General features: G+C 56.0%; 27 protein-coding genes and 1 other annotated feature. Of the genes, 12 read left to right on the forward strand and 15 right to left on the reverse strand.

The features are described 5' to 3' along the window. Positions 1 to 101 precede the first annotated feature (101 nt). The 5 genes from yciH to pgpB form a co-directional block, all read right to left on the reverse strand. Complete coding sequence (gene yciH, locus ACHH0Z_RS06880) at positions 102 to 428, reverse strand: stress response translation initiation inhibitor YciH (protein WP_045410385.1); 327 nt, start codon at positions 426 to 428, stop codon at positions 102 to 104. After that, the gene (pyrF, locus tag ACHH0Z_RS06885; RefSeq protein WP_008501214.1) at positions 428 to 1,165 is read right to left on the reverse strand and encodes an orotidine-5'-phosphate decarboxylase; all 738 of its coding nucleotides are present in this window, start codon (positions 1,163 to 1,165) and stop codon (positions 428 to 430) included. Before pyrF ends, yciH begins: the two co-directional genes overlap by 1 nt. A 185-nt stretch (positions 1,166 to 1,350) precedes the next feature. Next, positions 1,351 to 2,520: a lipopolysaccharide assembly protein LapB gene (lapB, locus tag ACHH0Z_RS06890; protein ID WP_021240297.1), complete on the reverse strand. Its 1,170-nt coding sequence runs from the start codon at positions 2,518 to 2,520 to the stop codon at positions 1,351 to 1,353. 6 nt (positions 2,521 to 2,526) lie between these two features. After that, positions 2,527 to 2,835, reverse strand: a complete 309-nt coding sequence (locus ACHH0Z_RS06895) for a LapA family protein (RefSeq protein ID WP_008501212.1) — start codon at positions 2,833 to 2,835, stop codon at positions 2,527 to 2,529. 148 nt (positions 2,836 to 2,983) lie between these two features. Continuing rightward, complete coding sequence (gene pgpB / locus ACHH0Z_RS06900) at positions 2,984 to 3,751, reverse strand: phosphatidylglycerophosphatase B (protein ID WP_021240298.1); 768 nt, start codon at positions 3,749 to 3,751, stop codon at positions 2,984 to 2,986. Between the two features lie 196 nt (positions 3,752 to 3,947). On the opposite strand from pgpB, the gene ribA reads away from it, so the two are divergent. Then, positions 3,948 to 4,538: a GTP cyclohydrolase II gene (ribA, locus tag ACHH0Z_RS06905; RefSeq protein WP_008501210.1), complete on the forward strand. Its 591-nt coding sequence runs from the start codon at positions 3,948 to 3,950 to the stop codon at positions 4,536 to 4,538. Positions 4,539 to 4,574: 36 nt separating this feature from the next. Here ribA and acnA read toward each other — a convergent pair whose 3' ends face one another. From acnA to topA, 6 genes are all read right to left on the reverse strand, one after another. Continuing rightward, on the reverse strand, positions 4,575 to 7,250 hold the full coding sequence (acnA, locus tag ACHH0Z_RS06910) for an aconitate hydratase AcnA (protein ID WP_045410387.1): 2,676 nt from the start codon (positions 7,248 to 7,250) through the stop codon (positions 4,575 to 4,577). A 161-nt stretch (positions 7,251 to 7,411) separates the two neighbouring features. After that, positions 7,412 to 7,510 carry a small membrane protein YmiC gene (ymiC, locus tag ACHH0Z_RS06915; RefSeq protein WP_032623144.1) on the reverse strand — a complete coding sequence of 33 codons (99 nt, stop codon included), beginning with the start codon at positions 7,508 to 7,510 and terminating at the stop codon, positions 7,412 to 7,414. 137 nt (positions 7,511 to 7,647) lie between these two features. Then, positions 7,648 to 7,818, reverse strand: coding sequence for a hypothetical protein (locus ACHH0Z_RS06920; protein WP_021240301.1), 171 nt, complete (start codon positions 7,816 to 7,818; stop codon positions 7,648 to 7,650). Positions 7,819 to 7,820: 2 nt separating this feature from the next. Beyond that, entirely contained in the window at positions 7,821 to 7,961 is a 141-nt protein-coding gene (locus ACHH0Z_RS06925) for a YmiA family putative membrane protein (RefSeq protein WP_222424595.1), read from the reverse strand. Positions 7,962 to 8,297: 336 nt separating this feature from the next. After that, positions 8,298 to 9,272 (reverse strand): HTH-type transcriptional regulator CysB, encoded by a 975-nt coding sequence (cysB, locus tag ACHH0Z_RS06930; RefSeq protein WP_008502814.1) that lies wholly within the window; start codon positions 9,270 to 9,272, stop codon positions 8,298 to 8,300. Positions 9,273 to 9,459: 187 nt separating this feature from the next. Next, complete coding sequence (topA, locus tag ACHH0Z_RS06935; RefSeq protein ID WP_023292242.1) at positions 9,460 to 12,057, reverse strand: type I DNA topoisomerase; 2,598 nt, start codon at positions 12,055 to 12,057, stop codon at positions 9,460 to 9,462. A gap of 399 nt (positions 12,058 to 12,456) precedes the next feature. Here topA and ACHH0Z_RS06940 point away from each other — a divergent pair, with 399 nt between their 5' ends. After that, a complete protein-coding gene (locus tag ACHH0Z_RS06940) occupies positions 12,457 to 12,708 on the forward strand; it encodes a YciN family protein (RefSeq protein WP_045410389.1) in 252 nt (83 codons plus the stop codon). A gap of 34 nt (positions 12,709 to 12,742) precedes the next feature. Here the strand turns inward: ACHH0Z_RS06940 and sohB are convergent, their stop codons facing one another. Beyond that, entirely contained in the window at positions 12,743 to 13,789 is a 1,047-nt protein-coding gene (sohB, locus tag ACHH0Z_RS06945) for a protease SohB (RefSeq protein WP_008502812.1), read from the reverse strand. 251 nt (positions 13,790 to 14,040) lie between these two features. Between sohB and ACHH0Z_RS06950 the strand changes: the two genes are divergently transcribed. Together ACHH0Z_RS06950 and cobO are read left to right on the forward strand one after the other, a co-directional pair. Then, entirely contained in the window at positions 14,041 to 14,802 is a 762-nt protein-coding gene (locus ACHH0Z_RS06950; RefSeq protein ID WP_008502811.1) for a YciK family oxidoreductase, read from the forward strand. Next, positions 14,799 to 15,389: a cob(I)yrinic acid a,c-diamide adenosyltransferase gene (cobO, locus tag ACHH0Z_RS06955; RefSeq protein WP_032652163.1), complete on the forward strand. Its 591-nt coding sequence runs from the start codon at positions 14,799 to 14,801 to the stop codon at positions 15,387 to 15,389. The genes ACHH0Z_RS06950 and cobO overlap by 4 nt, the downstream gene beginning before the upstream one ends. A gap of 35 nt (positions 15,390 to 15,424) precedes the next feature. Here the strand turns inward: cobO and rluB are convergent, their stop codons facing one another. The 3 genes from rluB to rnm form a co-directional block, all read right to left on the reverse strand. Next, positions 15,425 to 16,300, reverse strand: coding sequence for a 23S rRNA pseudouridine(2605) synthase RluB (rluB, locus tag ACHH0Z_RS06960; RefSeq protein WP_395149506.1), 876 nt, complete (start codon positions 16,298 to 16,300; stop codon positions 15,425 to 15,427). A 96-nt stretch (positions 16,301 to 16,396) separates the two neighbouring features. Further along, positions 16,397 to 17,017, reverse strand: a complete 621-nt coding sequence (locus ACHH0Z_RS06965; RefSeq protein ID WP_003856793.1) for an L-threonylcarbamoyladenylate synthase — start codon at positions 17,015 to 17,017, stop codon at positions 16,397 to 16,399. Beyond that, positions 17,014 to 17,895: an RNase AM gene (rnm, locus tag ACHH0Z_RS06970; protein WP_039266532.1), complete on the reverse strand. Its 882-nt coding sequence runs from the start codon at positions 17,893 to 17,895 to the stop codon at positions 17,014 to 17,016. The genes ACHH0Z_RS06965 and rnm overlap by 4 nt, the downstream gene beginning before the upstream one ends. Before the next feature lie 139 nt (positions 17,896 to 18,034). Here rnm and trpL point away from each other — a divergent pair, with 139 nt between their 5' ends. The 8 genes from trpL (at position 18,035) to yedF (ending at position 26,330) form a co-directional block, all read left to right on the forward strand. Continuing rightward, positions 18,035 to 18,079, forward strand: coding sequence for a trp operon leader peptide (gene trpL, locus ACHH0Z_RS06975; protein ID WP_116311720.1), 45 nt, complete (start codon positions 18,035 to 18,037; stop codon positions 18,077 to 18,079). Next, positions 18,056 to 18,149: a sequence feature (Trp leader region), on the forward strand. It overlaps the preceding gene by 24 nt. A 25-nt stretch (positions 18,150 to 18,174) precedes the next feature. Continuing rightward, on the forward strand, positions 18,175 to 19,737 hold the full coding sequence (locus ACHH0Z_RS06980; RefSeq protein ID WP_045410391.1) for an anthranilate synthase component 1: 1,563 nt from the start codon (positions 18,175 to 18,177) through the stop codon (positions 19,735 to 19,737). Continuing rightward, complete coding sequence (gene trpD, locus ACHH0Z_RS06985; protein ID WP_045410392.1) at positions 19,737 to 21,332, forward strand: bifunctional anthranilate synthase glutamate amidotransferase component TrpG/anthranilate phosphoribosyltransferase TrpD; 1,596 nt, start codon at positions 19,737 to 19,739, stop codon at positions 21,330 to 21,332. The genes ACHH0Z_RS06980 and trpD overlap by 1 nt, the downstream gene beginning before the upstream one ends. Positions 21,333 to 21,335: 3 nt before the next feature. Continuing rightward, positions 21,336 to 22,694: a bifunctional indole-3-glycerol-phosphate synthase TrpC/phosphoribosylanthranilate isomerase TrpF gene (trpCF, locus tag ACHH0Z_RS06990; protein ID WP_008502805.1), complete on the forward strand. Its 1,359-nt coding sequence runs from the start codon at positions 21,336 to 21,338 to the stop codon at positions 22,692 to 22,694. A 10-nt stretch (positions 22,695 to 22,704) separates the two neighbouring features. Continuing rightward, positions 22,705 to 23,898 (forward strand): tryptophan synthase subunit beta, encoded by a 1,194-nt coding sequence (trpB, locus tag ACHH0Z_RS06995; RefSeq protein ID WP_008502804.1) that lies wholly within the window; start codon positions 22,705 to 22,707, stop codon positions 23,896 to 23,898. Then, the gene (gene trpA, locus ACHH0Z_RS07000) at positions 23,898 to 24,707 is read left to right on the forward strand and encodes a tryptophan synthase subunit alpha (RefSeq protein ID WP_045410394.1); all 810 of its coding nucleotides are present in this window, start codon (positions 23,898 to 23,900) and stop codon (positions 24,705 to 24,707) included. Before trpB ends, trpA begins: the two co-directional genes overlap by 1 nt. 181 nt (positions 24,708 to 24,888) lie before the next feature. Further along, on the forward strand, positions 24,889 to 26,100 hold the full coding sequence (yedE, locus tag ACHH0Z_RS07005) for a selenium metabolism membrane protein YedE/FdhT (protein WP_008502802.1): 1,212 nt from the start codon (positions 24,889 to 24,891) through the stop codon (positions 26,098 to 26,100). Continuing rightward, the gene (gene yedF, locus ACHH0Z_RS07010; RefSeq protein WP_003856774.1) at positions 26,097 to 26,330 is read left to right on the forward strand and encodes a sulfurtransferase-like selenium metabolism protein YedF; all 234 of its coding nucleotides are present in this window, start codon (positions 26,097 to 26,099) and stop codon (positions 26,328 to 26,330) included. Before yedE ends, yedF begins: the two co-directional genes overlap by 4 nt. Positions 26,331 to 26,412: the final 82 nt, after the last annotated feature.

Here is a 26,412-nt window from a genome sequence, read left to right on the forward strand (position 1 = left end):
TATCTAAGCCTTCCTCGATATTGCGATATTTAAACGCATTTCAGGTCTGACATACGCACGTATATAACACGAGCCACGGCATTTGCCGTGGCTCATTTATTTTAGCCGCCTGCCAGTTTGACTTTCATGCCTTTGGCTTCGAGCAGTGATTTAATTACATCACGTTTATCACCCTGGATTTCGATAATGCCGTCCTTCACAGCCCCGCCGCATCCACATTTCTTTTTCAGTTCGGCAGCCAGCTTTGTCAGTTCAGCATCATCCAGATCAATACCGGAAATAAGGCAGACCCCTTTCCCCTTACGTCCGCTGGTCTGACGCTGAATGCGCACGATACCGTCCCCCTTAGGACGTTCCACTTTCGTTTTCGGTTCGTCGATACGCCCGCTCTCGGTTGAGTAGACCAGACGGCTGTTGGAATCGGTCATTACGCCCCCTTTTTCAGCGATGCGTTGATAGCCTTAAGCGTCTCTGCCGGGTTTGCAGACTGCGTCACCGGACGTCCAATGACCATATAGTCAACGCCCGCCGCCAGCGCCTGCTCAGGCGTCATGATGCGACGCTGATCGCCCACGTCGCTGCCCGCAGGACGGATCCCCGGCGTAACGAGTTTAAAATCCTGGCCCAGCGCTGATTTGAAACGTACCGCTTCCTGCGCGGAGCAGACTACGCCATCCAGGCCGCACTGCTGCGTCAGACGCGCGAGACGTTCGGCATGTTCCGCAGGTGACAACGTCACGCCAAGGTCGCGTAAATCATTTTCGTCCATACTGGTCAGCACGGTGACGGCGATAAGCAGCGGCGCGTCGTTACCGAACGGCAGGAGCGCCTCACGGGCAGCGGTCATCATTCTTGCCCCACCCGACGCATGGACGTTGACCATCCATACGCCCAGCTCGGCGGCTGCAGCAACGGCGTGGGCCGTGGTGTTCGGAATATCATGGAATTTGAGGTCGAGGAAAACGTCAAAGCCGCGCTGTTGCAGATCGCGAACGATTTGCGGTCCAAACAGCGTGAACATCTCTTTGCCAACTTTCAGGCGGCAATCGCGAGGGTCGATACCGTCGACAAACGCCAGTGCAGCGTCACGCTTATTGTAATCAAGCGCAACAACAACAGGAGAATCCGTAATTACGCGGGAAGTGGAGGATGTAACAGACGTCATGACCAGCCCTTTTCGTCTATGGGCGCGCAGCGGCGCGGAACAGATAAACGGCCAGCATTCTACCTGCCGACGCCGCAAATTGACAGAATCCATTTATCTGCCTGCCAGGCCGGCAAACCGCACGGTGCTCAGAAAGCGTTAAATACCATCAGTATGTTGTAACTAAAATGAAGGCTTTTAAAAAATTACTGCCCGTCCAGGCCGCGGATGGGCTTGATGGTGGACCAGGCCCGGCAGGACGGACAATGCCAGTAGAGCGTGTAGGCGGTAAAACCACACTTCTGGCAACGGTAGCGCGGTTTGCTGCGCACCTGCTCGCCAACCATGTCGCGCAGCACCATCAGGCTCTCTTTCGCGCGCCCTTCTTCCGCGTCGTTCAGGTGATAATCCATCAGCTTATGGAAGACCCGCATGGTCGGATGACGCTGAAGCTGTCGGGTGATATAGACCTGCGCGGTGTCGCCCCCCTCATACTGCTCAACAACGTCAGCAAGCATCAGTTCCGCGGTTGCGCCGGTATTCTCTTCCACGCAGCGACGCAGAAATGCCACCCACTCTTCCCGCTTGTCCAGCTGTTGATAGCAGGTTTGCAGCATTTCCAGCGTTTCACTGACCAGCTCTTTGTCCTGGTCGATAACCCGCAGCAGGCTTTCAACGGCTTTGGCGTAGTCGCCATTCGCCATAAAAACGCGCCCCATCATGATGGAGATACGGGCGCTGTTGCGGTCCGCGGCGGCACCTTTCTTCAGCAGCGCCATGGCTTTGTCCATGTCGTCATTGCCCATCTGCTGAAGGGCAAGCTCACAGTAGAAATGGGCGATCTCAACGCGCTGCTTATCTTTACCCAGCTTCACCAGACGTTCAGCCGTATCAATGGCTTTCTGCCAGTCGCTGGTGGCCTGATAAATCTGCAGGAGCTGCTGCAGCGCGCCGATGCGGAAATCTGTTTCATCTACCAGCTGGGTGAACATATCTTCAGCGCGATCGTACAGCCCCGCGGCCATATAGTCTCGGCCCAGCTGTTGTACCGCCAGGAGACGCTGTTCGTAAGTCAGAGACGCGCTTTCCATCAGGGTCTGGTGGATACGGATGGCGCGGTCAACCTCGCCGCGAGAGCGGAACAGGTTACCGAGAGTGAGATGGGCTTCTACGGTCCCCGTGTCCTCTTTCAGCATGTCGAGGAACAGGTCTACCGCTTTGTCCTGCTGATTGCTCAGGAGGAAGTTCACCCCCGCAACGTAGTCGCGGGAGAGCCGGTTGGCCTCATCCTGTTTTGTTTGTTGCGCACTTCTGCGGCCCATATACCAGCCATAGGCTGCGGCGACAGGCAAAAGCAGAAACAACAACTCCAGCATCGTCGATTATTCCTTCACGACCGGCACGCCAGAGCTTTCCGGCATGTCGGACGCAGGCGCAATGTGATGTTCGAGTCGTTTGATTTTACGTTCAGCGCGCGCAAGCGAAACACGGACTTTTAACCAGAACAAACCGCAAACCAGCCAGCCAATGGCAAAGCCTGCAGCAAATAAGACCGCGAGCAGGCTCGACACGCGATACTCGCCCTGAGCCAGCAGATAGTTAAACGTCACCTGCTGATCGTTTTGTGCACCCAATGTGACTGAAATGACAAAAATCGCCAATACCAGTAAGAAAATGAGTAAATATTTCACATTACTTCCCGTTATGTGGTTCAAGCGAATAAAGTATGTTCAACTTACCGCAATCAGCCTTATAAACTACCATTTTAGTGACGGGCGCGAAATGGAAAAAGTGACGCGCCAGTCATGGATCTATGGGCAAAATGCGCAATATCAACCTTCAGGCGTCCGTTTGGTCCCTTTCGGCTATTTCTTCTTTCTCTTCCGGCGGTGGTGTTAGCGGGCCGCAGAATCGTTCAGCCAGCCAGGTCGCCAGCATAACCAGCATCCACGAGATGAGCGTGGCGACGACCAGGTCCCGTGGCCAGTGCATCCCCAGCAGTAAGCGGCTGCCCATCACTCCCGTCGCCCAGACCAGTAAAATCACGATGGTGACCGTTCGACGTCTAGGCCAAAGCAGCCCAACCCCCAGCAGCGCCCAGCTGGCCGCAAACATGGTGTGGCCGGAGGGAAACGCGAACCCGGTCTCTTTCTGCCAGTGTTTACGCAAGAATTTCGGGATATCCTGCTGTTCCGCAAGCTGTTCTTTCACCAGTGCGCCACGATCTTTACGCTTTAAAGTGTAGAACTCATCCACCGGAACATGGTGCGTTTTTTCCAGCCAGACGACAAAAGGACGCGGCTCCTGAACGCGATCTTTCACCCAGGATTTTACGCCCTGACCGATAAGGATAGCGCCACCGAGGATCGCAAAGAGCATTAGCGCCGCGCGCAGACGAAAGCGCAGGCACCACAGAAACCAGGCGCACAGGAGGACGTGGGTGATAATTCCCCAGGGCTGGGTGACCGTTTCCGTAATCCAGTATAACGTTTTCAGCCACGTGGCGTTCTGCCCGGGCTGCCACATCCACCCTGAAAGCCATACGGCCAAAGGCATAATCAGTAAAATGGCCGCACCTGCTGCCGTACGTCTGGCGATTGAATGCATGTCTTCTCCTTTTTGCTAAGCGTCACAATCATAACTGAAATTTGTTCGCTGGGTGGAGATGTCGGATCGTGCTTTTAACGGTCATATCGCATGGTGCCCATTAGGCGAACCTGCTGAGCTTGTGGCAAAATAAACTGATACAGAAAGCAAAACAGGGCACAGGCACGAAACGTGTCAGCCTACTCTGGAGAATCACATGCAGCTTAAACGTGTGGCAGAAGCCAAACTGCCAACCCCATGGGGCGATTTCCTGATGGTGGGTTTTGAAGAACTGGCAACCGGACAGGATCATGTCGCACTGGTGTATGGCGACATTTCAGGGCAGACGCCGGTGCTGTCCCGCGTCCATTCAGAGTGTCTCACCGGCGACGCGCTGTTCAGCCTGCGCTGTGATTGCGGTTTCCAGCTGGAAGCGGCCCTTTCTCACATTGCTGAAGAAGGCCGCGGCGTGCTGCTTTATCACCGTCAGGAAGGGCGTAACATTGGTTTGCTGAATAAAATTCGCGCCTACGCGCTTCAGGACCAGGGCTACGATACGGTTGAAGCCAACCATCAGCTCGGTTTTGCCGCTGACGAACGTGATTTCACCTTATGCGCCGATATGTTCAAGCTGCTGGGCGTAGACGAAGTTCGTCTGCTGACCAATAACCCGAAAAAAGTGGAGATCCTGACCGAAGCCGGGATCAACATCGTTGAACGTGTACCGCTGATTGTCGGCCGTAACCCGAAAAATGCCCACTACCTTGATACCAAAGCCGCCAAAATGGGCCATCTGCTGAAAGAGTGATATAAAAAGCCCGGCACGCGTGCCGGGCTCGTTTCATCAATCCAGCATCTTACGAATCACGTAATGTAAAATGCCGTCGTTCTGGTAGTAGGTCAGCTCGGTTGCCGTGTCAATACGGCACCGACAATCCAGCACCTCGGTTTTCCCGTCTGCCCGCGTTAACGTTACCGGCACCGTTTTACCCGGCTGCAGGTTTTGCAGGCCGCTAATATCAATCTGCTCTTCCCCGGTCAGGCCCAGCGTTTTACGCGTCACGCCCTGCGGGAACTCAAGCGGCAGGATCCCCATGCCGATCAGATTCGAACGGTGAATACGTTCGAACGATTCGGCGATGACCACCCGAACGCCAAGCAGGCGCGGGCCTTTCGCCGCCCAGTCGCGGCTGGAGCCGGAACCGTACTCTTTCCCGGCAATCACCGCCAGCGGCGTCCCTTCCTGTTGGTATTTGACCGCCGCATCATAAATCGACACGACTTCCGTCCCCGGCAGATGGCGCGTCATGCCCCCTTCCACGCCAGGCACCATTTCGTTACGAATGCGGATGTTGGCAAAGGTCCCGCGCATCATGACTTCATGGTTACCGCGGCGCGAGCCGTAGGAGTTAAAATCGCGGCGTTCCACCCCCCGGCTTTGCAGATAGCGGCCTGCCGGGCTATCGGCTTTGATGCTCCCCGCCGGAGAGATATGATCCGTCGTGACGGAATCCCCCAGCATGGCCAGGATACGCGCGCCATGGATATCCTTAAGCGGCGCCGGCTCGGCCTGCATCTCATCAAAGAACGGCGACAGACGAATATAGGTCGAGTCATCCTGCCAGCCATAGGTATCCGAACCTGCAACGTTGATGGCTTTCCATTCCGGCGTGCCTTCAAAGACTTCCGCGTACTCTTTGCGGAACATCTCGGTAGAGACCTTCTCAACGGCCAGCGCGATTTCACGCGAGGAAGGCCAGATATCTTTCAGATAGACAGGATCATTCTTACGATCGTGACCAATCGGATCGGTCACCAGGTTGATATTCATGTTCCCGGCCAGGGCATAAGCCACCACCAGCGGCGGCGAAGCAAGCCAGTTGGTTTTCACCAGCGGGTGAATGCGCCCTTCAAAGTTTCGGTTACCTGAAAGGACGGCGCCGACCGTCAGGTCACCCTGCTTGATCGCCGTTTCGATAGGTTCAGGCAGTGGCCCGGAATTACCAATACAGGTCGTACAGCCGTAGCCCACGAGGTTGAAGCCCAGCTCGTCCAGGTACGGCGTCAGTTTGGCCTGAGCCAGGTAATCCGACACCACTTTGGAGCCCGGCGCCAGCGAGGCCTTAACCCACGGCTGAGGTTTTAGCCCAAGCTCTACCGCCTTCTTAGCCAGCAGACCGGCCGCCATTAATACGCTGGGGTTGGAAGTATTGGTGCAGGAGGTAATCGCGGCAATCACAACTGCACCGTCCGGAAGCTGATACTGATGTCCGTTCAGAACATAGTCGACGGGACGATGGTCTTTCTGCGCCACGTTCACTTCCAGGGCATTGCTGTCGGCAAACGCTTTCGGCACGTCGGTCAGCGCAACCCTGTCCTGCGGGCGTTTCGGCCCCGCGAGGCTCGCTTCGACGCTTCCCATATCGAGTTCAAGCGTGCTGGTGAAAACAGGCTCATCGCCCGGATTGCGCCACATGCCCTGCGCTTTGGTGTACGCTTCCACCAGCGCGACCTGCTCTTCGCTGCGGCCGCTGAGGCGCATGTACTCCAGCGTGACGTCGTCAATGGGGAAAAAGCCGCAGGTGGCACCGTATTCCGGCGCCATATTGGCAATGGTGGCGCGGTCGGCCAGCGGCAGCGAATCCAGTCCGTCACCGTAGAATTCGACAAACTTGCCTACCACACCATGCTTGCGCAGCATCTGGGTGACGGTCAGCACCAGGTCGGTGGCGGTAATGCCTTCAGAGAGCTTTCCGGTCAGCTTGAAGCCCACCACATCCGGAATAAGCATGGATACCGGCTGGCCGAGCATGGCGGCTTCCGCTTCAATACCGCCGACGCCCCAGCCCAGCACGCCCAGACCGTTGATCATGGTGGTATGTGAATCCGTGCCCACCAGCGTGTCCGGATAAGCCACCCACTCTTTATCCTGCAATTCGCTCCAGACGGCTTTACCCAGATATTCAAGGTTTACCTGGTGACAAATGCCGGTGCCTGGCGGGACCACGCTAAAACGGCTGAACGCCTGCTGTCCCCACTTCAGGAAGACGTAGCGCTCGTGGTTACGCTCCATCTCGAGACGAACGTTTTCACCAAAGGCATCGTCATCACCGAAGTGGTCAACGGTCACGGAGTGGTCAATGACGAGGTCAACGGGGGAAAGCGGGTTAACCTTTGCCGTATCTCCGCCGAGACGCTTCACGGCTTCGCGCATCGCGGCTAAATCAACCACGGCCGGAACACCGGTAAAGTCCTGCATCAGCACCCTTGCCGGGCGGTAGGCGATTTCTCTGTCGGCATGGGCCTTCTCAAGCCACCCTGCCAGCGCCTGGATATCATCGAGCGTGACGGATTCACCGTCCTGCCAGCGCAAGAGATTTTCAAGTAAAACTTTCAAGGACTTGGGTAAACGCGAAATGTCCCCAAGCGTTCTGGCAGCCAGCGGCAGGCTGTAGTAATGCCAGGTTTTATTTTCTGCCTGTAATGTGTCCTTACTGGCTTCGCGTAGGGTTAACGACATAAGCTCCTCCTTAATCACAGAGATGTCCCGACAATCATCAGGGCTGTAATTAAAGATAACACAAAGATGTCGTAACGTTTTGATAACAACCCAAATTGATAAATTTCGGATTGGTCCACAAGGGGGAAACAAAAAACCCCGCCGTAGCGAGGTTTTACAATTTAGTGGAGCGCCAGCCAGATGAGCTGACTCCAGAACAGAATCGACACGGTAAAAACGCCGATCCACGACCAGTATTTGTGAGACGTCATGTTATTCATCATAGGGACACCAGGCATTATTTATAAAAATTCCGAGGTTGTTCCTCAGTGCTATATTGCTGATGTGTATTTATTAAAGAGTACAAAAGTGCAGAGTCGATATTCAGACTATTTGCATCATTAGGCAATAAACTAAATTATTGTTTTTTGGGTTCGTCTTCTGCGAACACATCAATAAACGCTTGCTGCTGCGGCGTCAGTTTCCAGGACGCAGGTACAACAGTTGCAGGTGCTTTACGCCCTCTGTGGCCGTTGTCACGATGCTGACACATCTGTTTTACCGAAGCGGTACGTACCGTCACTGCCATATTTAACCCCAATATCTCCAGGCCAGGAGAGCAACAGCCACCCAAAACAAGGCGGAGACGAGAAAGACCGCCAGCCAGGCTTTACGCTTGAGCGCATGATCCCTTTGCGGTTCTTCACTTCCTGAAGGCATTGCTAACCTCATACAATCGACATCGCTTATCATTTAGGACCAAACAATTGGTACAATTAATCATCTGTTGAGATAAATCCTAAAGAAACTTTAGCCGAAAAGCCAGTGAATTTACGCACCGGGAGGTATGAAATATTCAATCTTTTGACCAGAAATAAATTATTGAAAAGAAAAATTTGCGGAGGCGTAAATTAGTTTCTACTTTTGTCGCCAATTCACGACATTAAAACCTTACAAAGCAAATGGCTAATGACATTATATGGCAGGGAAAGCAGATGATGATAATTCTAATTTAGCTTTGAGGCGTTATTTCGGTATCTTTCCCTGGGGGAAAGATAACGGGTGTGATTATTTTTCGGGGAGTTTGATGTCTTTAAACATCTCTTCAATATCTTCATTTGAGCGTAATGCCACGGCGGTATCCACCACGTCACGCGTTAAATGAGGGGCAAAGCGCTGAATAAAATCATACATATAGCTGCGCAGGAAGGTGCTGCGGCGGAACCCAATTTTTGTGGTGCTATGGCTGAAAACGTCGTGCGCATCAAGACGCACCAGGTCAGGGTCTGACACCGGATCGACCGCCATGCTGGCGATGACGCCCACACCCAATCCAAGCCGGACATAGGTCTTAATCACGTCCGCATCGGTCGCGGTAAAGACAATGCGCGGCGTTAACCCTGCCCGGTTAAATGCCGTATCAAGCTCGGACCGGCCGGTAAAGCCAAACGTATAGGTCACCAGAGGATACTGGGCCAGCTCTTCGATAGTGACCGACCCTTTACCCGCCAGGGGGTGATCGGGGGTCACCACAATAGAACGGTTCCAGTGGTAGCACGGGAGCATCACCAGATCGTCATACAGGTGAAGCGCTTCGGTGGCGATGGCAAAGTCTGCATTCCCCTTAGAGACGGCTTCAGCGATTTGCGTTGGCGAGCCCTGGTGCATATGCAACGAGACGCGAGGATAACGCTCGATAAAGCCTTTGATCACGCCGGGTAGCGCATAGCGCGCCTGAGTATGCGTCGTGGCAATATACAGCGAGCCTTTATCCGGCCAGGTATGCTCCCCCGCCACAGACTTAATCGCATCGACTTTAGAGAGGACTTCCCGCGCTATGCGGATGATTTCCTGCCCTGCAGGCGTCACCTGAGTGAGATGCTTACCGCTGCGGGCGAAGATCTGAATGCCTAACTCATCCTCCAGCATACGAACTTGTTTGCTGATGCCCGGTTGCGAGGTATAGAGCCCCTCGGCGGTAGAAGAGACGTTAAGGTTATGATTCACCACCTCAACAATATAACGAAGCTGCTGTAATTTCATGCCAGACCATCCGATTTAGCGCATGCGGTCATTCGCTTAAGACGATTTAATAATAAGAAACGGGTTAACTATAACCACTATATCATTTATAGCCTGACTGTATAGTACGGAACAAAAAATAATAACAAGGTAATAAAAAAGGGCCGGAAATCCGGCCCTTTTACAGGTAAGTTACGGTTAGGGAAGATTATTTCTTGCCTTCAACCCATTTGCCATCGACAAAGAAGGCTGACCATCCGGTCGCTTTACCCTCTTTCTCTGCCGCAACATACTGCTGCTTTGTTTTACGGCTAAAACGCACCACGGTTTTGTTGCCTTCCGGATCCTGCTGCGGCGCATCGGCCAGATAACGCAGTTTCTCCGGCAGACGATCGCGGAAGCGATATAGCTCTTCCACCAGCGGCGCGCGGGTTTCACGCGATTTCGGGAAGGTGTTGGCGGCCAGGAAGACACCTGCCGCGCCGTCACGCAGCACGAAGTACGCGTCGGATTTCTCACACGGCAATTCTGGCAGCGGAACCGGATCTTCCTTCGGCGGGGCCACTTCACCGTTACGCAGAATTTTGCGCGTGTTTTTACATTCGTCGTTGGTACAGGCCATGTACTTACCGAAACGTCCCATTTTCAGGTGCATTTCAGAACCACACTTCTCGCACTCCACAATCGGGCCGTCATAGCCTTTAATGCGGAACTCGCCCTCTTCGATCTCATACCCGTCACACGTTGGGTTATTACCGCACACGTGCAGCTTGCGTTTTGGATCGATCAGGTAGCTGTCCATTGCCGTGCCGCATTTTTTGCAGCGGCGCTTGGCACGCAGAGCGTTCGTTTCCGCATCGTCACCTTCCAGCACGTTGAGAACTTCGTTCTCCGGCACCAGGTTGATGGTGGTTTTGCAGCGCTCTTTTGGCGACAGCGCATAGCCGGAGCAGCCCAGGAACACGCCCGTGGTGGCAGTACGGATCCCCATCTTGCGGCCACAGGTTGGGCAGTCGATGCTGGTCAGTACCATCTGGTTAGGCAGCATGCCGCCCTCTTCAGGGTCTTTCTCCGCTTTTTCAAGCTGGTCGGTGAAGTCGCTGAAGAAGCTGTCGAGGACCTTTTTCCATTCCGCCTGGTGGCTGGCGACCTGGTCGAGACTGTCTTCCATTTGCGCGGTGAAATCGTAGTTCATCAGTTCGCGGAAGTTAGCTTCCAGACGGTCGGTGACGATCTCACCCATTTTTTCCGCATAGAAACGACGGTTTTCAACACGGACGTACCCACGATCCTGGATCGTCGAGATAATAGACGCATAGGTCGACGGACGGCCAATACCGCGTTTTTCCAGCTCTTTTACCAGGGAGGCTTCACTGAAGCGTGCCGGTGGCTTGGTGAAGTGCTGAGCCGGGATCAGCTCAACCAGAGACAGTTCATCACCTTTGTTCACCGCAGGCAGCGTTCGGTCTTCATCACCTTTACGCAGCGCAGGCATCACTTTTGTCCAGCCGTCGAAACGCAGAATACGACCGCGCGCCTTGAGACGGAAATCACCCGCGCCAACGGTCAGCGTGGTGGAGTCGTACTGGGCTGGGGTCATCTGGCACGCCACGAACTGACGCCAGATCAGCTGATACAGCTTCTGCGCGTCGGCTTCCATATCTTTCAGCGATTCAGCCAGCACGGAGACATCAGAAGGACGAATCGCTTCGTGCGCTTCCTGAGAATTCTCTTTACTGGCGAACTGGTTAGCGCTTTCCGGCAGGTATTTCTTACCGAAGTTGTCGCTGATGTAGCCACGCACCATGTTGACCGCGTCCTGACTCAGGTTGGTTGAGTCGGTACGCATGTAGGTGATGTAACCTGCTTCATACAAGCGCTGGGCCATCATCATGGTCTTCTTCACGCCGTAACCCAGACGGGTGCTCGCCGCCTGTTGCAGGGTGGAGGTGATAAACGGCGCACCAGGCTTGCTGCTGGTCGGCTTGTCTTCACGTTCCAGCACCTGATAGCGTGCCTTTTCCAGCAGCGCCACGGCGGCCATGGTCTGGTCGCGGTTTTCCGGGCGGAAAGGCTTATCGTTCTGGTGGCTTACCTGCAGCGGCAGAGCGTCACCGCCCGGCGTGGTCACACTGGCATCGACTTCCCAGAACTCTTCCGGCACGAAGGCTTTAATTTCGCGCTCGCGCTCAACGACCAGACGCACGGCGACGGATTGCACACGACCTGCGGACAGGCCACGGGCAATCTTTTTCCACAGCAGTGGAGAAACCATGTAGCCCACAACGCGGTCCATAAAGCGACGCGCCTGCTGGGCGTTAACGCGATCGATATTCAGCTCGCCCGGCTTCTCAAACGCCTGACGAATCGCATTCTTCGTAATTTCGTTAAACACTACGCGGCTGTAGCGTTTGTCATCACCCCCGATCACTTCCCGCAGGTGCCACGCAATGGCTTCCCCTTCGCGGTCAAGGTCGGTTGCGAGATAGATGTGGTCTGCTTTTTCAGCCAGCTGCTTCAGCTCGTTAACGACTTTTTCTTTCCCTGGAAGCACTTCATATTGTGCATCCCAGTTATGCCATGGGTTAACACCCATGCGGTTGACAAGCGCGCTACGTTCATCCTTTTTAGGCTTTTTAGCCCCTTTGGTGGAGGTAGAGTCTGCGCTCTTTTTGCTGGCTGAGCCACTGGTCGGCAAATCGCGGATATGACCAACGCTGGACTTAACCACGTAGTCATTACCCAGATACTTATTGATCGTTTTGGCTTTTGCCGGGGACTCAACGATGACGAGAGCTTTACCCATATTCACCTTTACCTAATTTAATTCTTCCAGGAATACGCCGCACGTTGATTTCCCTTCCGCTGACGACGAGCCAATGATATTGCGACTGCGTCAGGAGATATCAACCCCTTTGTCTTACCGGGCGTTAAAGAAAAGACGCCCAGGTGATTGAGTTCTCGGGTATTTTTCTCACATCTCGTGTAATTCGTGACGAATTCCCGGTTGAATGTCAAGCAATTCTGTTGCCAGAATGACGAAAGCGCACACTCTACCTGATAAAATTCGTTACGCAACTTTATTAGCATGCAAAAGCAAATCCTGCCAGCCAGGCCCCTGCACCTTATCCCCTCACATTACAGGGAAAATTTGCCCCCAAAGCGCCCTCGGCGTAGACTATTGTCACTGTTTAAGGAGTGGATTATGCAGAATACGACCCAACCTATTGACCGAGCCTCTCTGCTTGTCGAAGCAAACAAGCTTATTCGTGACCATGAAGATACGCTGGCAGGCATTGAAGCCACCGGCGTTGAGCAGCGTAATGGCGTGCTGGTTTTCAGCGGCGAATACTTCCTTGATGAACAGGGCTTACCGACCCCGAAAAGCACCGCCGTGTTTAACATGTTTAAATACCTGGCACATACGCTTTCCGAGAAATATCACCTGGTCGATTAACGTAAAACGCGAGGCATAAGCCTCGCGTTTTTGTTTACAGCAGCGGTTTTTGTCCACGCTGTAGCCAGCGGAGCAGCAGGCGGTCCGCGCTTTCTGCCGCACTGTTGGTAAAGCGGTCAAGGAGTCGCTTGCGCTGGGCAAAGCGGACGCCCACCAGTTCCCGGCCTTCCATCAGGTTGAGCAGCAGATCGTCGCTGGTTCCGACTTCATCTACAAGCCCTTTCTCCTGCGCCTGAACGCCGTACCAGTGCTCACCCGTTGCGACCTGCTCAATGTCCAGCGTCGGGCGCATACGGTGCACAAAGTCTTTAAAGAGATGATGTGTTTCGTTGAGATCCTCACGGAATTTTTGGCGCCCTTCTTCCGTGTTTTCCCCCAGCAGCGTCAGGGTGCGTTTGTACTGACCCGCAGTGTGAAGCTCGATATCAATCTCTTTATTTTTCAGGAAGCGGTTAAAGTTCGGGATCTGTGCGACCACGCCGATCGAGCCGATAATCGAGAACGGTGCGGCCACAATTTTGTCCGCCACGCAGGCCATCATGTAGCCACCACTCGCCGCCACTTTATCTACGGCCACGGTCAGCGGGATCTGTTTTTCACGCAGGCGCTGCAGCTGAGAGGCCGCCAGGCCGTAGCCGTGCACCACGCCTCCCGGGCTTTCAAGACGAACAACGACCTGATCCTGCGGCGTGGCCACGGCCAGCACGGCAGTGACCTCTTCGCGCAAAGACGCGACTTCATGCGCATCCATGCTGCCTTTAAAATCGAGCACGTAAACCCGTGGCGTGACCTTATCCTGTGGCGTATTGAGCTTCGCCTTTGCCTTTGCCGCTTTGGCTTCCTGCTTATGCTTTTTCTTCTGCGCTTTGAGCCACAGCTTCTGTTGATGACTATCAAGCAGGGCCAGAGACATCTCTTCCTGCATCTCTTTATACTGCTCGCTCAGGCGGGTGATGCGTAACTCCCCACGCTGACGCTTGCGCTGCGTCAGGTTGACAATCAGAACGGCAACCACCGCAATGGCAATCACCACCGTCGCGATTTTCGCCAAAAACAACCCATATTGAGAAAGTAATTCCACGCGTTCCACCTTGATTTAACCACGAATCTTTCACGGCAGTGTACAACACCCCTGCCCATGCGTCTCGCTCGTGACACTACCTCTGCGAGGCGCCTTCAGGAATCCCCGGTCTGGCGTTTAAATATTTGCAAATTGTTAATTTTACAGCAATGCGTCCTGTAGACTGATTGAATTATCAGGCGAATTCGGGCATAAAGCCGAAAAGTCACAAAAGAAGGCGTGTTTTAGTCACCGTGCGCCGAGGAGTCACCTTGCATTATCAACCGCAAAAAAATCTGCTGCAGAACCGCATCATTCTTGTCACTGGGGCCAGCGACGGGATTGGCCGTGAAGCGGCGCTGACCTACGCTGAGTATGGCGCGAGCGTCATCCTGACCGGCCGCAACGAAGAAAAACTTAAAGGGGTGGCGCAGGAGATTGAAGCCGCAGGGGGTATTCCTGCTCGCTGGTACACGCTCGATCTGCTCACCTGCACGCCCGCGTCATGTCAGGAGCTTGCTCACCGGATCAGCACCCATTACCCGCGCCTGGACGGCGTACTGCATAATGCCGGCTTGCTTGGCGAAGTTCGCCCGATGGATGAACAGGATCCCGAGATCTGGCAGGAGGTCATGCAGGTCAACGTCAACGGGACGTTTTTCCTGACCCAGGCACTGCTTCCTTTATTACTCAAATCGGATTCGGGTTCACTGGTGTTCACCTCCTCCAGCGTAGGCCGTGAGGGGCGTGCAAACTGGGGTGCCTATGCCGTATCAAAATTCGCAACCGAGGGCATGATGCAGGTGCTGGCAGAGGAGTACCAAAGCCGCCATCTTCGCGTAAACTGCATTAACCCGGGCGGTACGCGCACAAAAATGCGCGCCAGCGCCTTCCCGACGGAAGACCCGCAGAAGCTGAAAACGCCGGCAGACATTATGCCGCTCTATCTCTGGCTGATGGGCGACGACAGCCGCCGCAAAACCGGGATGACCTTTGACGCCCAGCCGGGCCGTAAACCAGGAATCTCGCAATGAGTGAAGAACGTCATCAGCAGCGCCAGCAGCGGCTGAAGGAACAGGTCGATGCACGCGTCGCGGCCGCTCAGGACGAGCGCGGGATCGTCATCGTCTTTACCGGCAACGGCAAAGGGAAAACCACGGCCGCATTCGGCACGGCGACACGCGCCGTCGGCCACGGGCAGAAGGTCGGCGTTATCCAGTTTATTAAAGGTGAGTGGCCTAACGGCGAGCGTAATCTGCTTGAGCCTCACGGCGTTGAGTTCCAGGTGATGGCGACCGGCTTTACGTGGGACACCCAGAACCGCGAAACCGATACCGCAGCCTGCCTGGCCGTCTGGGAGCACGCCAAAAGAATGCTGGCCGATCCCTCGCTGAATATGGTTCTGCTGGATGAGATCACCTATATGGTCGCCTACGACTACCTGCCGCTGGAAGCCGTGCTGGACGCACTGAAAAACCGTCCCGCCCATCAGACGGTCATCATCACGGGGCGCGGGTGTCATCGGGATATTCTGGAGCTGGCAGATACCGTCAGCGAGCTGCGTCCGGTTAAACATGCGTTTGATGCGGGCATCAAAGCGCAAATAGGGATTGATTACTAAAGAAAAAAGCCCGGTGTCTTCACCGGGCTTTTACATTAACCGTTGTTATTACGGCTGCCAGAGCGGCGGTTGCTGCTCACCTGGCTGTGACGCTTCACCGCACGGCGAATCTGGTTCGCCTTCATGCGGCGACGATCTTTCCCCACCGCCACTTTAGAAGTGGTTTCCGGCGTCAGGCCGACCAGCTCGCGCAGGTAGTTGGTCTGGGTCAGATCCAGTTCGGTATATCCCCCACGCGGCAGGCCTTTTGGCAGCAGGATGTCGCCGTAACGGACACGGATCAGGCGGCTAACCTGCACGCCTACCGCTTCCCAGAGACGACGCACCTCGCGGTTGCGGCCTTCGGTCAGGGTCACGTTGTACCACTGGTTGATGCCTTCCCCACCGGTAAATTTGATGGTTTTGAACGCCGCAGGACCGTCTTCCAGCTGAACGCCACGCGACAGGTCGCGCAGTTTATTCTCATCAACCTGGCCGAACACGCGCACCGCGTATTCACGTTCCACTTCACGGCTTGGATGCATCAGACGGTTTGCCAGTTCACCATCGGTGGTAAACAGCAGCAGACCGCAGGTGTTCACGTCCAGACGGCCAACGGCAATCCAGCGAGCGCCACGCAGTTTAGGCAGACGGTCAAACACCGTCGGGCGACCTTCCGGGTCATTGCGGGTACACAGCTCGCCTTCCGGCTTATAGTAAGCCAGCACGCGGCAGATCTGCTCAGCGGACTCTTTCACGGAGATAAGATGACCGTCGATGCGGATCTTCAGCCCCGGTACGATTTCTACGCGGTCACCCAGCGTGGCGATTTTACCGTCCACACTCACGCGGCCCGCTTCAATAATGGCTTCGATTTCACGGCGTGAACCGTGGCCGGCACGCGCCAGCACTTTCTGTAACTTCTCGCTCATTGAGCTTCCTCAGGTGTCGCCTTCACAGGCGTCGAATCAGGTCAAAAGAGGGCCGAGCCCTGCTTTGATGGCCGCGTAGTATATCTGCTTATACCATTACAAGAAAGGCTTTACGTCACCCACGCCTTCACGAATCACTTCCGGTGCATCTTCGGTTAAGTCGACCACGGTGGTCGGCTGCTGGCCGAGATAACCGCCGTGAATAATCAGCTCGACCACCTTCTCCAGACGATCTTTGATCTCTTCCGGATCGGACTCGGTAAACTCGCTGCCGGGCAGCATCAGCGAGGTAGACAGCATCGGTTCACCGAGGGTTTCCAGCAGCGCCTGCGCAATCGGGTTCGACGGCACGCGCATGCCGATAGTCTTACGCTTTTCCTGCAGCAGACGGCGCGGCACCTCTTTCGTTCCTTTCAGGATGAAGGTGTAGTTGCCCGGCGTGTTGTTCTTAATCAGGCGAAACGCCACGTTATCCACATAAGCATAGGTGGACAGCTCAGAGAGATCGCGGCACATCAGGGTAAAGTTATGGCCGTCCGGCAACTGGCGAATACGGCAAATGCGTTCCATCGCCCCTTTATCTTCAATTTTGCAGCCCAGCGCGTAGCCGGAATCGGTCGGGTAGACAATCACGCCGCCTTTGCGGACGATCTCCACGGCCTGGTTAATCAGGCGTGGCTGCGGGTTATCCGGATGGATATAGAAAAACTGACTCATACTTCCCTCTCTTCAAATTGCTGCGGCTGTTCCCAGAGCTGCCAGACCGGCTCAACGCCAGCGGGCAGCCAGAGCTTGCGCCCCAGTTCGATCCAGGCGCAGGGCTGATGGAAATCAGAACCCTGTGACCCAAGCAGGCCGTACTGTCGGGCATAGGTCGCGAGCTGCGCGCGCTCATTGGGCGCCTGCTGACACTGGGCGACTTCCATCGCCTCACCACCGTTTTCGGCAAAGTGCGCCAGCAGCCTTTTCAGCCATTTAGCAGAAAGATTATACCGCCCCGGATGGGCCAGCACGGCCTTACCGCCAGAATGATGAATCACATCAATAGCTTGTTTTATTGTACACCACTGTGGCGGAACGTATCCGGTTTTCCCGCGCGCCAGATACTTTTTAAAGACATCCGCCATCGTCGTGGCTTTACCCGCCTCTACCAGAAAACGGGCGAAATGACCGCGCGTAACCGCCCCGCCGTTCGCCAGCTTTTGCGCACCTTCCAGCGCGCCAGGAATATGTGCCTTTTCCAGACGCTCGCCGATCATCTCTGCGCGCTGGTTGCGGCGCGTTTTTTGTTCTTGCAAAAACTCAATAAGTGCCGGATGGTCTATATCGATGTTCAGGCCAACGATATGAATCTCATGGTTTTCCCAGACGGTCGAAATCTCGACGCCGGACACCAGATTGAGTGCCAGCCCGCAGCGGGCAATCTCGGCGCGCGCTGCCGGAATGGCATCCGTCGTATCGTGATCGGTTATCGCCAGCGTGCCGATGCGCATTTCAACGGCACGATGAACCAGGGCTTCGGGTGTCAGCAGGCCATCAGAGGCCTGAGTATGGCTGTGTAAATCATAAATAATCGCGTAGGTGGTATCGCTCAAAGCACTTCCCATAACAGGTTGAAGACATCCGAAACCGCCATGATACCGACTTAACGTGAAATTCTGAAATCAAGGGTTGACAACACGCCATCGAACTAGTTAACTAGTACGCAAGTTCACACGAGAAAGGTATCTGAAAATGACAGCACATTTCACTCTGCACGGCTGGTGGCGTACTCCCTGATCTTCGGGCAGTGTCACGCGTCTGCGAAATGCAAACAGATACCCGCCCGCTACTCAGCGGGCTTTTTTTTGAACAGAATAAATGAGAACACCAACATGCAAACAGCCAAACCCCATCTCGAATTGCTGACCTGCGAGGCGGCCTATCGCCACAACCCGACCGCGCTGTTTCATCAGGTGTGCGGGGCTCGCCCGGCAACGCTGCTGCTGGAATCTGCGGACATCGACAGCAAGGACGATCTGAAAAGCCTTCTGCTGGTCGACAGCGCGTTGCGCATTACCGCCTTAGGTGACACTGTCACTATTAAGGCTTTGTCAGACAATGGCGCATCGCTGCTGCCGCTGCTGGATGCCGCCCTGCCTTCAGGCATCGAAAACGAACGTCATCCAGAAATGCGCATTCTGCATTTCCCGCCGGTTAGCCAACTGTTAGATGAAGACGCGCGCCTCTGTTCCCTGTCCGTCTTTGATGCCTTCCGCCTGCTGCAAAACCTGGTCACCGTTCCGCACGATGAGCGTGAAGCGATGTTCTTTGGCGGGCTGTTTGCTTACGACCTGGTCGCGGGATTTGAAGATTTGCCGGAAACCGAGCAGGGCAATCGCTGCCCGGACTACTGTTTCTATCTGGCCGAAACCCTGCTGGTGATCGACCATCAGAAACAATACACCCGCATTCAGGCCAGCCTGTTCACGCCTTCTGGCGCTGAGAAAACCCGTCTGGAGCACCGCATAGCGCAGCTTCAGCAGCAGATGACGGAAGCGCCACCTGCGCTTCCTGTACAGCGCGTGGAAAAAATGACCTGCGAAGTGAACCAGACCGACGATCAGTACGGTGCCGTGGTTCGCCAGATGCAAAAGGCGATTCGCGCCGGAGAAATTTTCCAGGTGGTACCGTCCCGTCGCTTCTCGCTGCCCTGCCCGTCTCCGCTGGCCGCTTACGATGTGCTGAAAAAGAGCAACCCAAGCCCGTACATGTTCTTTATGCAGGACAACGACTTCACGCTGTTCGGCGCTTCGCCGGAAAGCTCGCTGAAATATGACGCCACCAGCCGCCAGATTGAGATCTACCCGATCGCCGGAACCCGTCCACGCGGACGTCGCGCAGACGGCTCGCTGGATCGCGATCTCGACAGCCGTATCGAGCTGGAAATGCGTACCGACCATAAAGAACTCTCCGAGCACCTGATGCTGGTTGACCTGGCGCGTAACGATCTGGCCCGTATTTGCACCCCGGGCAGCCGCTACGTGGCGGACCTGACTAAAGTCGACCGCTATTCGTTCGTGATGCACCTGGTCTCCCGCGTGGTGGGCGAGCTGCGCCACGACCTCGACGTGCTGCACGCCTACCGCGCCTGCATGAACATGGGCACCCTGAGCGGTGCGCCGAAAGTGCGCGCCATGCAGCTGATTGCCGCCGCCGAAGGACGCCGTCGCGGCAGCTACGGCGGCGCGGTGGGCTATTTTACGGCCCACGGTGACCTCGATACCTGCATCGTGATCCGCTCCGCCTATGTCGAAGACGGTATTGCCACCGTCCAGGCGGGTGCCGGGATTGTTCTTGATTCCGTTCCGCAGTCTGAAGCTGACGAAACGCGCAGCAAAGCGCGTGCGGTCCTTCGCGCCATTGCTACCGCACACCATGCACAGGAGATTTTCTGATGGCTGAGATTCTGCTGCTCGATAATATCGACTCCTTTACCTATAACCTGGCAGATCAGCTGCGTGCGAATGGCCATAACGTCGTTATCTATCGCAACCACGTCCCGGCGCAGACCCTGATTGACCGTCTGGCAACCATGCAAAACCCGGTGCTGATGCTCTCCCCCGGGCCAGGCGCACCGAGCGAAGCGGGCTGTATGCCGGAGCTGCTGACCCGCATGCGCGGCAAGCTGCCGATTATCGGCATCTGTCTCGGCCATCAGGCGATTGTGGAAGCCTACGGCGGCTACGTCGGCCAGGCGGGTGAGATCCTGCACGGTAAAGCGTCCAGCATTGAACATGACGGCCAGGCGATGTTTGCCGGGCTGCCGAATCCGCTTCCGGTCGCGCGCTACCACTCGCTGGTCGGCAGCAACATTCCCGCCGGGCTGACGATCAACGCCTCGTTTGAAGGGATGGTGATGGCGGTACGTCACGACGCGGATCGCGTCTGCGGGATGCAGTTCCATCCGGAATCCATCCTGACCTCCCACGGTGCCCGCCTGCTGGAACAGACGCTCGACTGGGCCTTACAGAAGCTGGAGCAGACCAACACCCTGCAGCCGATTCTGGAAAAACTGTATCAGGCGCAAACCCTGAGCCAGCAGGAGAGCCACCAGCTCTTCTCCTCCGTGGTTCGCGGTGAGCTAAAGCCGGAACAGCTGGCGGCCGCGCTGGTGAGCATGAAGGTGCGCGGCGAAAGCCCACAGGAGATCGCCGGTGCCGCTACGGCCCTGCTGGAAAATGCCGCCCCGTTCCCGCGCCCGGACTATCCGTTTGCCGATATTGTCGGTACCGGCGGTGACGGCAGCAACAGTATCAATATTTCAACCGCCAGCGCCTTTGTGGCCGCAGCGTATGGCCTGAAGGTGGCGAAGCACGGTAACCGCAGCGTGTCCAGCCGGTCGGGCTCGTCTGATTTGCTCGCGGCATTCGGCATTAATCTCGATATGAACGCCGAACGTTCCCGTGAAGCGCTGGATGACCTGGGCGTCTGCTTCCTGTTTGCGCCGAAGTATCACACCGGTTTCCGCCACGCAATGCCGGTTCGTCAGCAGCTGAAAACCCGCACGCTGTTTAACGTGCTCGGCCCGCTGATCAACCCGGCCCATCCGCCGCTGGCGCTGATCGGTGTCTACAGTCCGGAACTGGTCCTGCCGATTGCCGAGACCCTGCGCGTGCTGGGTTACCAGCGTGCCGCCGTGGTGCACAGCGGCGGAATGGACGAAGTGTCTCTGCATGCCCCGACGCTGGTAGCCGAACTGCGCGACGGTGAAATCCTGAGCTACCAGCTCGAAGCCGCTGACTTTGGTTTAACTCCGTATCACCAGGAAGCGCTGGCAGGCGGTACCCCGGAAGAAAACCGTGACATTCTGACGCGCTTATTACAAGGTAAGGGAGAGGTCGCCCATGAGGCCGCCGTTGCCGCCAACGTCGCCATGCTGATGCGTTTGCACGGTGAGGAAGACCTTAAGGCCAACGTTCAAAAAGTTCTGGATGTACTGCGCTCCGGTGCAGCTTACGATCGCGTTACCGCACTTGCGGCAAGAGGGTAAAGAATGCAGACCGTTTTAGCGAAAATCGTTGCCGATAAGGCCATCTGGGTGGAAGCCCGCAAGCAACAGCAGCCGCTTGCCAGTTTCCAGAACGACGTCGTCCCGAGCAGCCGGCGTTTCTATGACGCCCTGCAGGGTGCGCGCACCGCGTTTATTCTTGAGTGCAAAAAAGCGTCCCCGTCCAAAGGCGTTATTCGTGACGATTTCGACCCGGCGCGCATTGCCGGTATTTATAAGCATCATGCCTCAGCCATCTCCGTGCTGACGGATGAGAAATATTTTCAGGGCAGCTTCGATTTTCTGCCGATCGTCAGCGGCATCGCGCCGCAGCCGATCCTGTGCAAAGACTTTATTATCGACCCTTATCAGATTTGGCTGGCGCGCTTTTACCAGGCCGACGCCTGCCTGCTGATGCTCTCGGTGCTTGACGACGAGCAGTACCGCCAGCTCTCTGCCGTCGCGCACAGCCTGAAAATGGGCGTGCTGACCGAAGTGAGTAATGAAGAGGAGCTGGAGCGCGCGATTGCGCTGGAAGCCAAAGTGGTCGGCATTAACAACCGCGATCTGCGTGACCTGTCCATTGACCTGAACCGCACGCGCCAGCTGGCGCCGCGTCTGGGATCTGGCGTCACGGTCATCAGCGAATCCGGCATTAACAGCTACGCCCAGGTGCGCGAGCTGAGCCACTTCGCCAACGGTTTCCTGATTGGCTCCGCCATGATGGAACATGACGATCTCAATGCGGCAGTACGTCGCGTGCTGCTGGGTGAGAACAAAGTCTGCGGTTTAACCCGCGAACAGGACGCCCAGGCCGCGTATGAAGCCGGAGCGATTTATGGCGGGCTGATTTTTGTGGATTCCTCTCCTCGCGCGGTCAGCGAAGAGCAGGCGCGTAAGGTCATCGCCGCGGCTCCACTCAGCTATGTTGGCGTGTTCCGCAATGCGGATATCGCCGAGGTGGTTGAAAAAGCCGACGCGTTATCCCTGAGCGCGGTGCAGCTTCACGGCGATGAAGATCAGGCCTATATCGATGCCCTGCGCGCCACGCTGGCGCCGCAGGTACAGATCTGGAAAGCGCAACGCGTTGACGATACGTTGCCCCCGCGTAACCTGAACCACGTGGATAAATACGTTCTCGATAACGGTCAGGGCGGAACCGGCCAGCGTTTTGACTGGTCCCTGCTGAACGGCGAAAAGCTGGACAACGTTCTGCTGGCGGGCGGATTAAGCCCGGATAACTGTGTAGAAGCCGCGAAAACCGGCTGCGCAGGCCTCGATTTCAATTCAGGCGTAGAGTCCCAGCCGGGTAGTAAAGATGCCAGCAAACTGGCCTCGGTTTTTAAAACTCTGCGTGCATATTAAGGAAGAGAAGATGACGACATTACTTAACCCGTATTTTGGTGAGTTCGGCGGGATGTACGTCCCGCAAATCCTGATGCCCGCGCTGCGCCAGCTGGAAGAAGCGTTTGTAAGCGCGCAGAAGGATCCGGCGTTTCAGGCTGAATTTACCGACCTGCTGAAAAACTATGCAGGCCGCCCAACGGCCCTGACCAAATGCCGCAATCTGACAGAAGGCACGAAAACTACGCTGTATCTTAAGCGTGAAGACCTGCTGCACGGCGGCGCGCACAAGACTAACCAGGTGCTGGGCCAGGCCCTGCTTGCGAAGCGTATGGGCAAAACCGAAATTATCGCCGAAACCGGCGCAGGCCAGCACGGCGTGGCCTCGGCGCTCGCCAGCGCCCTGCTCGGCCTGAAATGCCGCATCTATATGGGGGCGAAAGACGTTGAGCGTCAGTCTCCAAACGTTTTCCGTATGCGTCTGATGGGTGCGGAAGTGATCCCGGTGCACAGCGGATCCGCGACGCTGAAGGATGCCTGTAACGAAGCGCTGCGCGACTGGTCTGGCAGCTACGAAACCGCGCACTATATGCTCGGTACCGCGGCGGGCCCGCACCCGTTCCCGACCATCGTGCGTGAGTTCCAGCGCATGATCGGGGAAGAGACCAAAGCGCAGATCCTCGAAAAAGAGGGTCGTCTGCCGGATGCGGTCATCGCCTGCGTCGGCGGCGGGTCAAACGCCATCGGCATGTTCGCAGACTTTATCGACGACACCCGCGTGGGTCTGATTGGCGTCGAGCCTGCGGGTCACGGCATTGAATCGGGTGAACACGGCGCGCCGCTGAAGCATGGCCGCGTGGGGATCTACTTCGGCATGAAATCCCCGATGATGCAGACCGATGAAGGCCAGATTGAAGAGTCTTACTCTATCTCCGCTGGCCTCGACTTCCCGTCCGTCGGGCCGCAGCACGCCTATCTGAACAGCACCGGTCGTGCGGACTATGTCTCCATTACCGATGACGAAGCGCTGGAAGCGTTCAAAACGCTGTGCCGCAGCGAAGGGATCATCCCGGCGCTGGAATCTTCACACGCTCTGGCCCATGCGCTGAAAATGATGAAAGACAATCCGGAAAAAGAGCAGCTGCTGGTGGTCAACCTTTCCGGACGCGGTGACAAAGATATCTTCACCGTTCACGATATTCTGAAAGCACGAGGGGAAATCTGATGGAACGCTACGATAACGTATTTGCAGAACTGAAATCCCGCCAGGAAGGCGCGTTCGTTCCCTTCGTCATCCTGGGCGATCCGGGCCCTGAACAGTCGCTGAAGATCATCGACACCCTGATTGAATCCGGTGCCGATGCGCTGGAGCTGGGGATCCCGTTCTCTGACCCGCTGGCGGATGGCCCGACTATCCAGAATGCGACGCTGCGCGCGTTTGCTTCGGGCGTGACGCCAACCCAGTGCTTCGAAATGCTGGCGGCGATCCGTCAGAAGCACCCCACTATCCCGATTGGCCTGCTGATGTACGCCAACCTCGTGTTCAACCGCGGTATCGATGAATTTTACGCCGAGTGCGCACGCGTGGGCGTCGACTCTGTTCTGGTCGCCGACGTGCCGGTCGAGGAGTCCGCGCCGTTCCGCCAGGCGGCGATGCGTCACAACGTCGCCCCGATTTTCATCTGCCCGCCGAACGCCGATGACACACTGCTGCGCCAGATAGCCTCTTACGGGCGCGGTTACACGTATCTGCTCTCCCGCGCAGGCGTGACCGGTGCCGAGAATAAAGCGGCCCTGCCGCTGCATCATCTGGTGGAAAAGCTGGCCGAGTACCATGCCGCGCCGCCGCTGCAGGGCTTCGGGATCTCCTCTCCAGACCAGGTCACCGCGGCGATTGACGCGAAGGCCGCAGGTGCCATTTCCGGCTCTGCGATAGTGAAGATCATTGAGAAGAACGTGGACAAGCCCGAGCAGATGCTGGCCGAGCTGAAGGCGTTTGTGACCGCCATGAAGGCGGCAACGCGTAAAGCCTGACCCCTCCACCGTCTGGCACCCTTGCCAGACGGTTACCTTTTCTTCCCCGTCTTCAACAAAGAATGACATCAAAATTGATCCTATCGATATTTTCGGTGTGAATGGCTTTTCAAACTGTCGTGTAAGCGTATGATCTGGACTCTTTTTTATCTTTAATCCTTCTGAGTTCAGAGGCTTATTCATGTCATGGCAATCCTTCAAACAGGCTTACCTGGTTAAGTTCTGGTCACCCGTTCCGGCCGTTATCGCGGCAGGCATTCTCTCTACTTATTATTTTGGCATTACCGGCACCTTCTGGGCCGTGACCGGCGAGTTCACCCGCTGGGGTGGTCAATTGCTGCAACTCGCTGGCGTGCATGCCGAAGAGTGGGGATACTTTAAGCTCATCCACCTCGACGGTACGCCGCTCACCCGCATCGACGGGATGATGATTATCGGCATGTTCGGCGGCTGTTTCGCGGCCGCGCTGTGGGCAAATAACGTTAAGTTGCGTATGCCCAAAAGCCGGATCCGCATTTTGCAGGCGGTTGTCGGCGGCATGATTGCCGGTTTCGGCGCGCGTCTGGCGATGGGGTGTAACCTTGCCGCCTTCTTTACCGGGATCCCGCAGTTTTCGCTTCACGCCTGGTTCTTTGCCGTCGCCACGGCCATCGGCTCTTACTTTGGCGCAAAATTCACCCTGCTGCCGCTGTTTCGTATTCCAGTGAAAATGACAAAAGTCAGCGCAGCGTCTCCGTTGACCCAGAAGCCCTCTCAGGCCCGCCGCCGTTTCCGCCTCGGAATGCTGGTCTTTTTCGCCATGGTGGCATGGGCGCTCTGCACCGCCCTGAACCAGCCTAAGCTCGGTCTGGCGATGCTGTTCGGTGTGGGTTTTGGTCTGCTCATTGAACGCGCGCAGATCTGCTTTACCTCCGCGTTTCGCGATATGTGGATCACCGGGCGGACGATGATGGCGAAGGCGATTATCGCCGGGATGGCAGTCAGCGCCATCGGCATCTTCAGCTATGTTCAACTGGGTGTTGAACCAAAAATCATGTGGGCCGGTCCTAACGCGGTCATTGGCGGCCTGCTGTTCGGCTTCGGGATCGTGCTGGCTGGCGGGTGTGAAACCGGCTGGATGTATCGCGCCGTCGAAGGTCAGGTGCACTACTGGTGGGTGGGGCTGGGCAATGTGATTGGCTCGACGATCCTGGCGTACTGCTGGGATGACGTGTCACCCGTCCTGGCTACCCGCTGGGACAAGGTCAACCTGCTGAATACCTTCGGACCTCTCGGCGGCCTGCTCGTCACCTACGCCCTGCTGTTGGTCGCTTTTTTACTGGTCGTCGCACAGGAGAGACGTTTCTTCCGCCGTGCGGGCGTTAAAACAGAAACGCAGGAGAATGCAGCATGAAAGAGATCGTGCCTGATTATCGTCTGGATATGGTTGGCGAGCCCTGTCCATATCCGGCGGTGGCTACGCTTGAAGCGCTGCCGCAGCTTAAGAAAGGTGAAATTCTGGAGGTGGTCAGCGACTGCCCGCAGTCCATCAACAACATACCGCTGGATGCGAAAAACCACGGTTATACGGTGCTGGATATCCAGCAGGATGGCCCAACCATTCGCTATCTGATTCAAAAATGATCGCTAAGGGCCTCGTCAGGGGCCTTTATCGTATTGAATTATAAGACATCTTGATCCACGGCAAAAACGTTATTTATGACTT

The organism is Enterobacter cloacae complex sp. 2024EL-00227, assembly GCF_043945315.1.
Lineage (GTDB): Bacteria > Pseudomonadota > Gammaproteobacteria > Enterobacterales > Enterobacteriaceae > Enterobacter > Enterobacter roggenkampii.

What these genes read in the sequence shown, in the direction of transcription:
- yciH (WP_045410385.1), bottom strand. Translation starts at nt 428, where the DNA reads ATGACCGATTCCAACAGCCGTCTGGTCTACTCAACCGAGAGCGGGCGT.
- pyrF (WP_008501214.1), bottom strand. Translation starts at nt 1,165, where the DNA reads ATGACGTCTGTTACATCCTCCACTTCCCGCGTAATTACGGATTCTCCT.
- lapB (WP_021240297.1), bottom strand. Translation starts at nt 2,520, where the DNA reads ATGCTGGAGTTGTTGTTTCTGCTTTTGCCTGTCGCCGCAGCCTATGGC.
- pgpB (WP_021240298.1), bottom strand. Translation starts at nt 3,751, where the DNA reads ATGCATTCAATCGCCAGACGTACGGCAGCAGGTGCGGCCATTTTACTG.
- ribA (WP_008501210.1), top strand. Translation starts at nt 3,948, where the DNA reads ATGCAGCTTAAACGTGTGGCAGAAGCCAAACTGCCAACCCCATGGGGC.
- acnA (WP_045410387.1), bottom strand. Translation starts at nt 7,250, where the DNA reads ATGTCGTTAACCCTACGCGAAGCCAGTAAGGACACATTACAGGCAGAA.
- ymiC (WP_032623144.1), bottom strand. Translation starts at nt 7,510, where the DNA reads ATGAATAACATGACGTCTCACAAATACTGGTCGTGGATCGGCGTTTTT.
- ACHH0Z_RS06920 (WP_021240301.1), bottom strand. Translation starts at nt 7,818, where the DNA reads ATGGCAGTGACGGTACGTACCGCTTCGGTAAAACAGATGTGTCAGCAT.
- ACHH0Z_RS06925 (WP_222424595.1), bottom strand. Translation starts at nt 7,961, where the DNA reads ATGAGGTTAGCAATGCCTTCAGGAAGTGAAGAACCGCAAAGGGATCAT.
- cysB (WP_008502814.1), bottom strand. Translation starts at nt 9,272, where the DNA reads ATGAAATTACAGCAGCTTCGTTATATTGTTGAGGTGGTGAATCATAAC.
- topA (WP_023292242.1), bottom strand. Translation starts at nt 12,057, where the DNA reads ATGGGTAAAGCTCTCGTCATCGTTGAGTCCCCGGCAAAAGCCAAAACG.
- ACHH0Z_RS06940 (WP_045410389.1), top strand. Translation starts at nt 12,457, where the DNA reads ATGCAGAATACGACCCAACCTATTGACCGAGCCTCTCTGCTTGTCGAA.
- cobO (WP_032652163.1), top strand. Translation starts at nt 14,799, where the DNA reads ATGAGTGAAGAACGTCATCAGCAGCGCCAGCAGCGGCTGAAGGAACAG.
- rluB (WP_395149506.1), bottom strand. Translation starts at nt 16,300, where the DNA reads ATGAGCGAGAAGTTACAGAAAGTGCTGGCGCGTGCCGGCCACGGTTCA.
- ACHH0Z_RS06965 (WP_003856793.1), bottom strand. Translation starts at nt 17,017, where the DNA reads ATGAGTCAGTTTTTCTATATCCATCCGGATAACCCGCAGCCACGCCTG.
- ACHH0Z_RS06980 (WP_045410391.1), top strand. Translation starts at nt 18,175, where the DNA reads ATGCAAACAGCCAAACCCCATCTCGAATTGCTGACCTGCGAGGCGGCC.
- trpD (WP_045410392.1), top strand. Translation starts at nt 19,737, where the DNA reads ATGGCTGAGATTCTGCTGCTCGATAATATCGACTCCTTTACCTATAAC.
- trpCF (WP_008502805.1), top strand. Translation starts at nt 21,336, where the DNA reads ATGCAGACCGTTTTAGCGAAAATCGTTGCCGATAAGGCCATCTGGGTG.
- trpB (WP_008502804.1), top strand. Translation starts at nt 22,705, where the DNA reads ATGACGACATTACTTAACCCGTATTTTGGTGAGTTCGGCGGGATGTAC.
- trpA (WP_045410394.1), top strand. Translation starts at nt 23,898, where the DNA reads ATGGAACGCTACGATAACGTATTTGCAGAACTGAAATCCCGCCAGGAA.
- yedE (WP_008502802.1), top strand. Translation starts at nt 24,889, where the DNA reads ATGTCATGGCAATCCTTCAAACAGGCTTACCTGGTTAAGTTCTGGTCA.
- yedF (WP_003856774.1), top strand. Translation starts at nt 26,097, where the DNA reads ATGAAAGAGATCGTGCCTGATTATCGTCTGGATATGGTTGGCGAGCCC.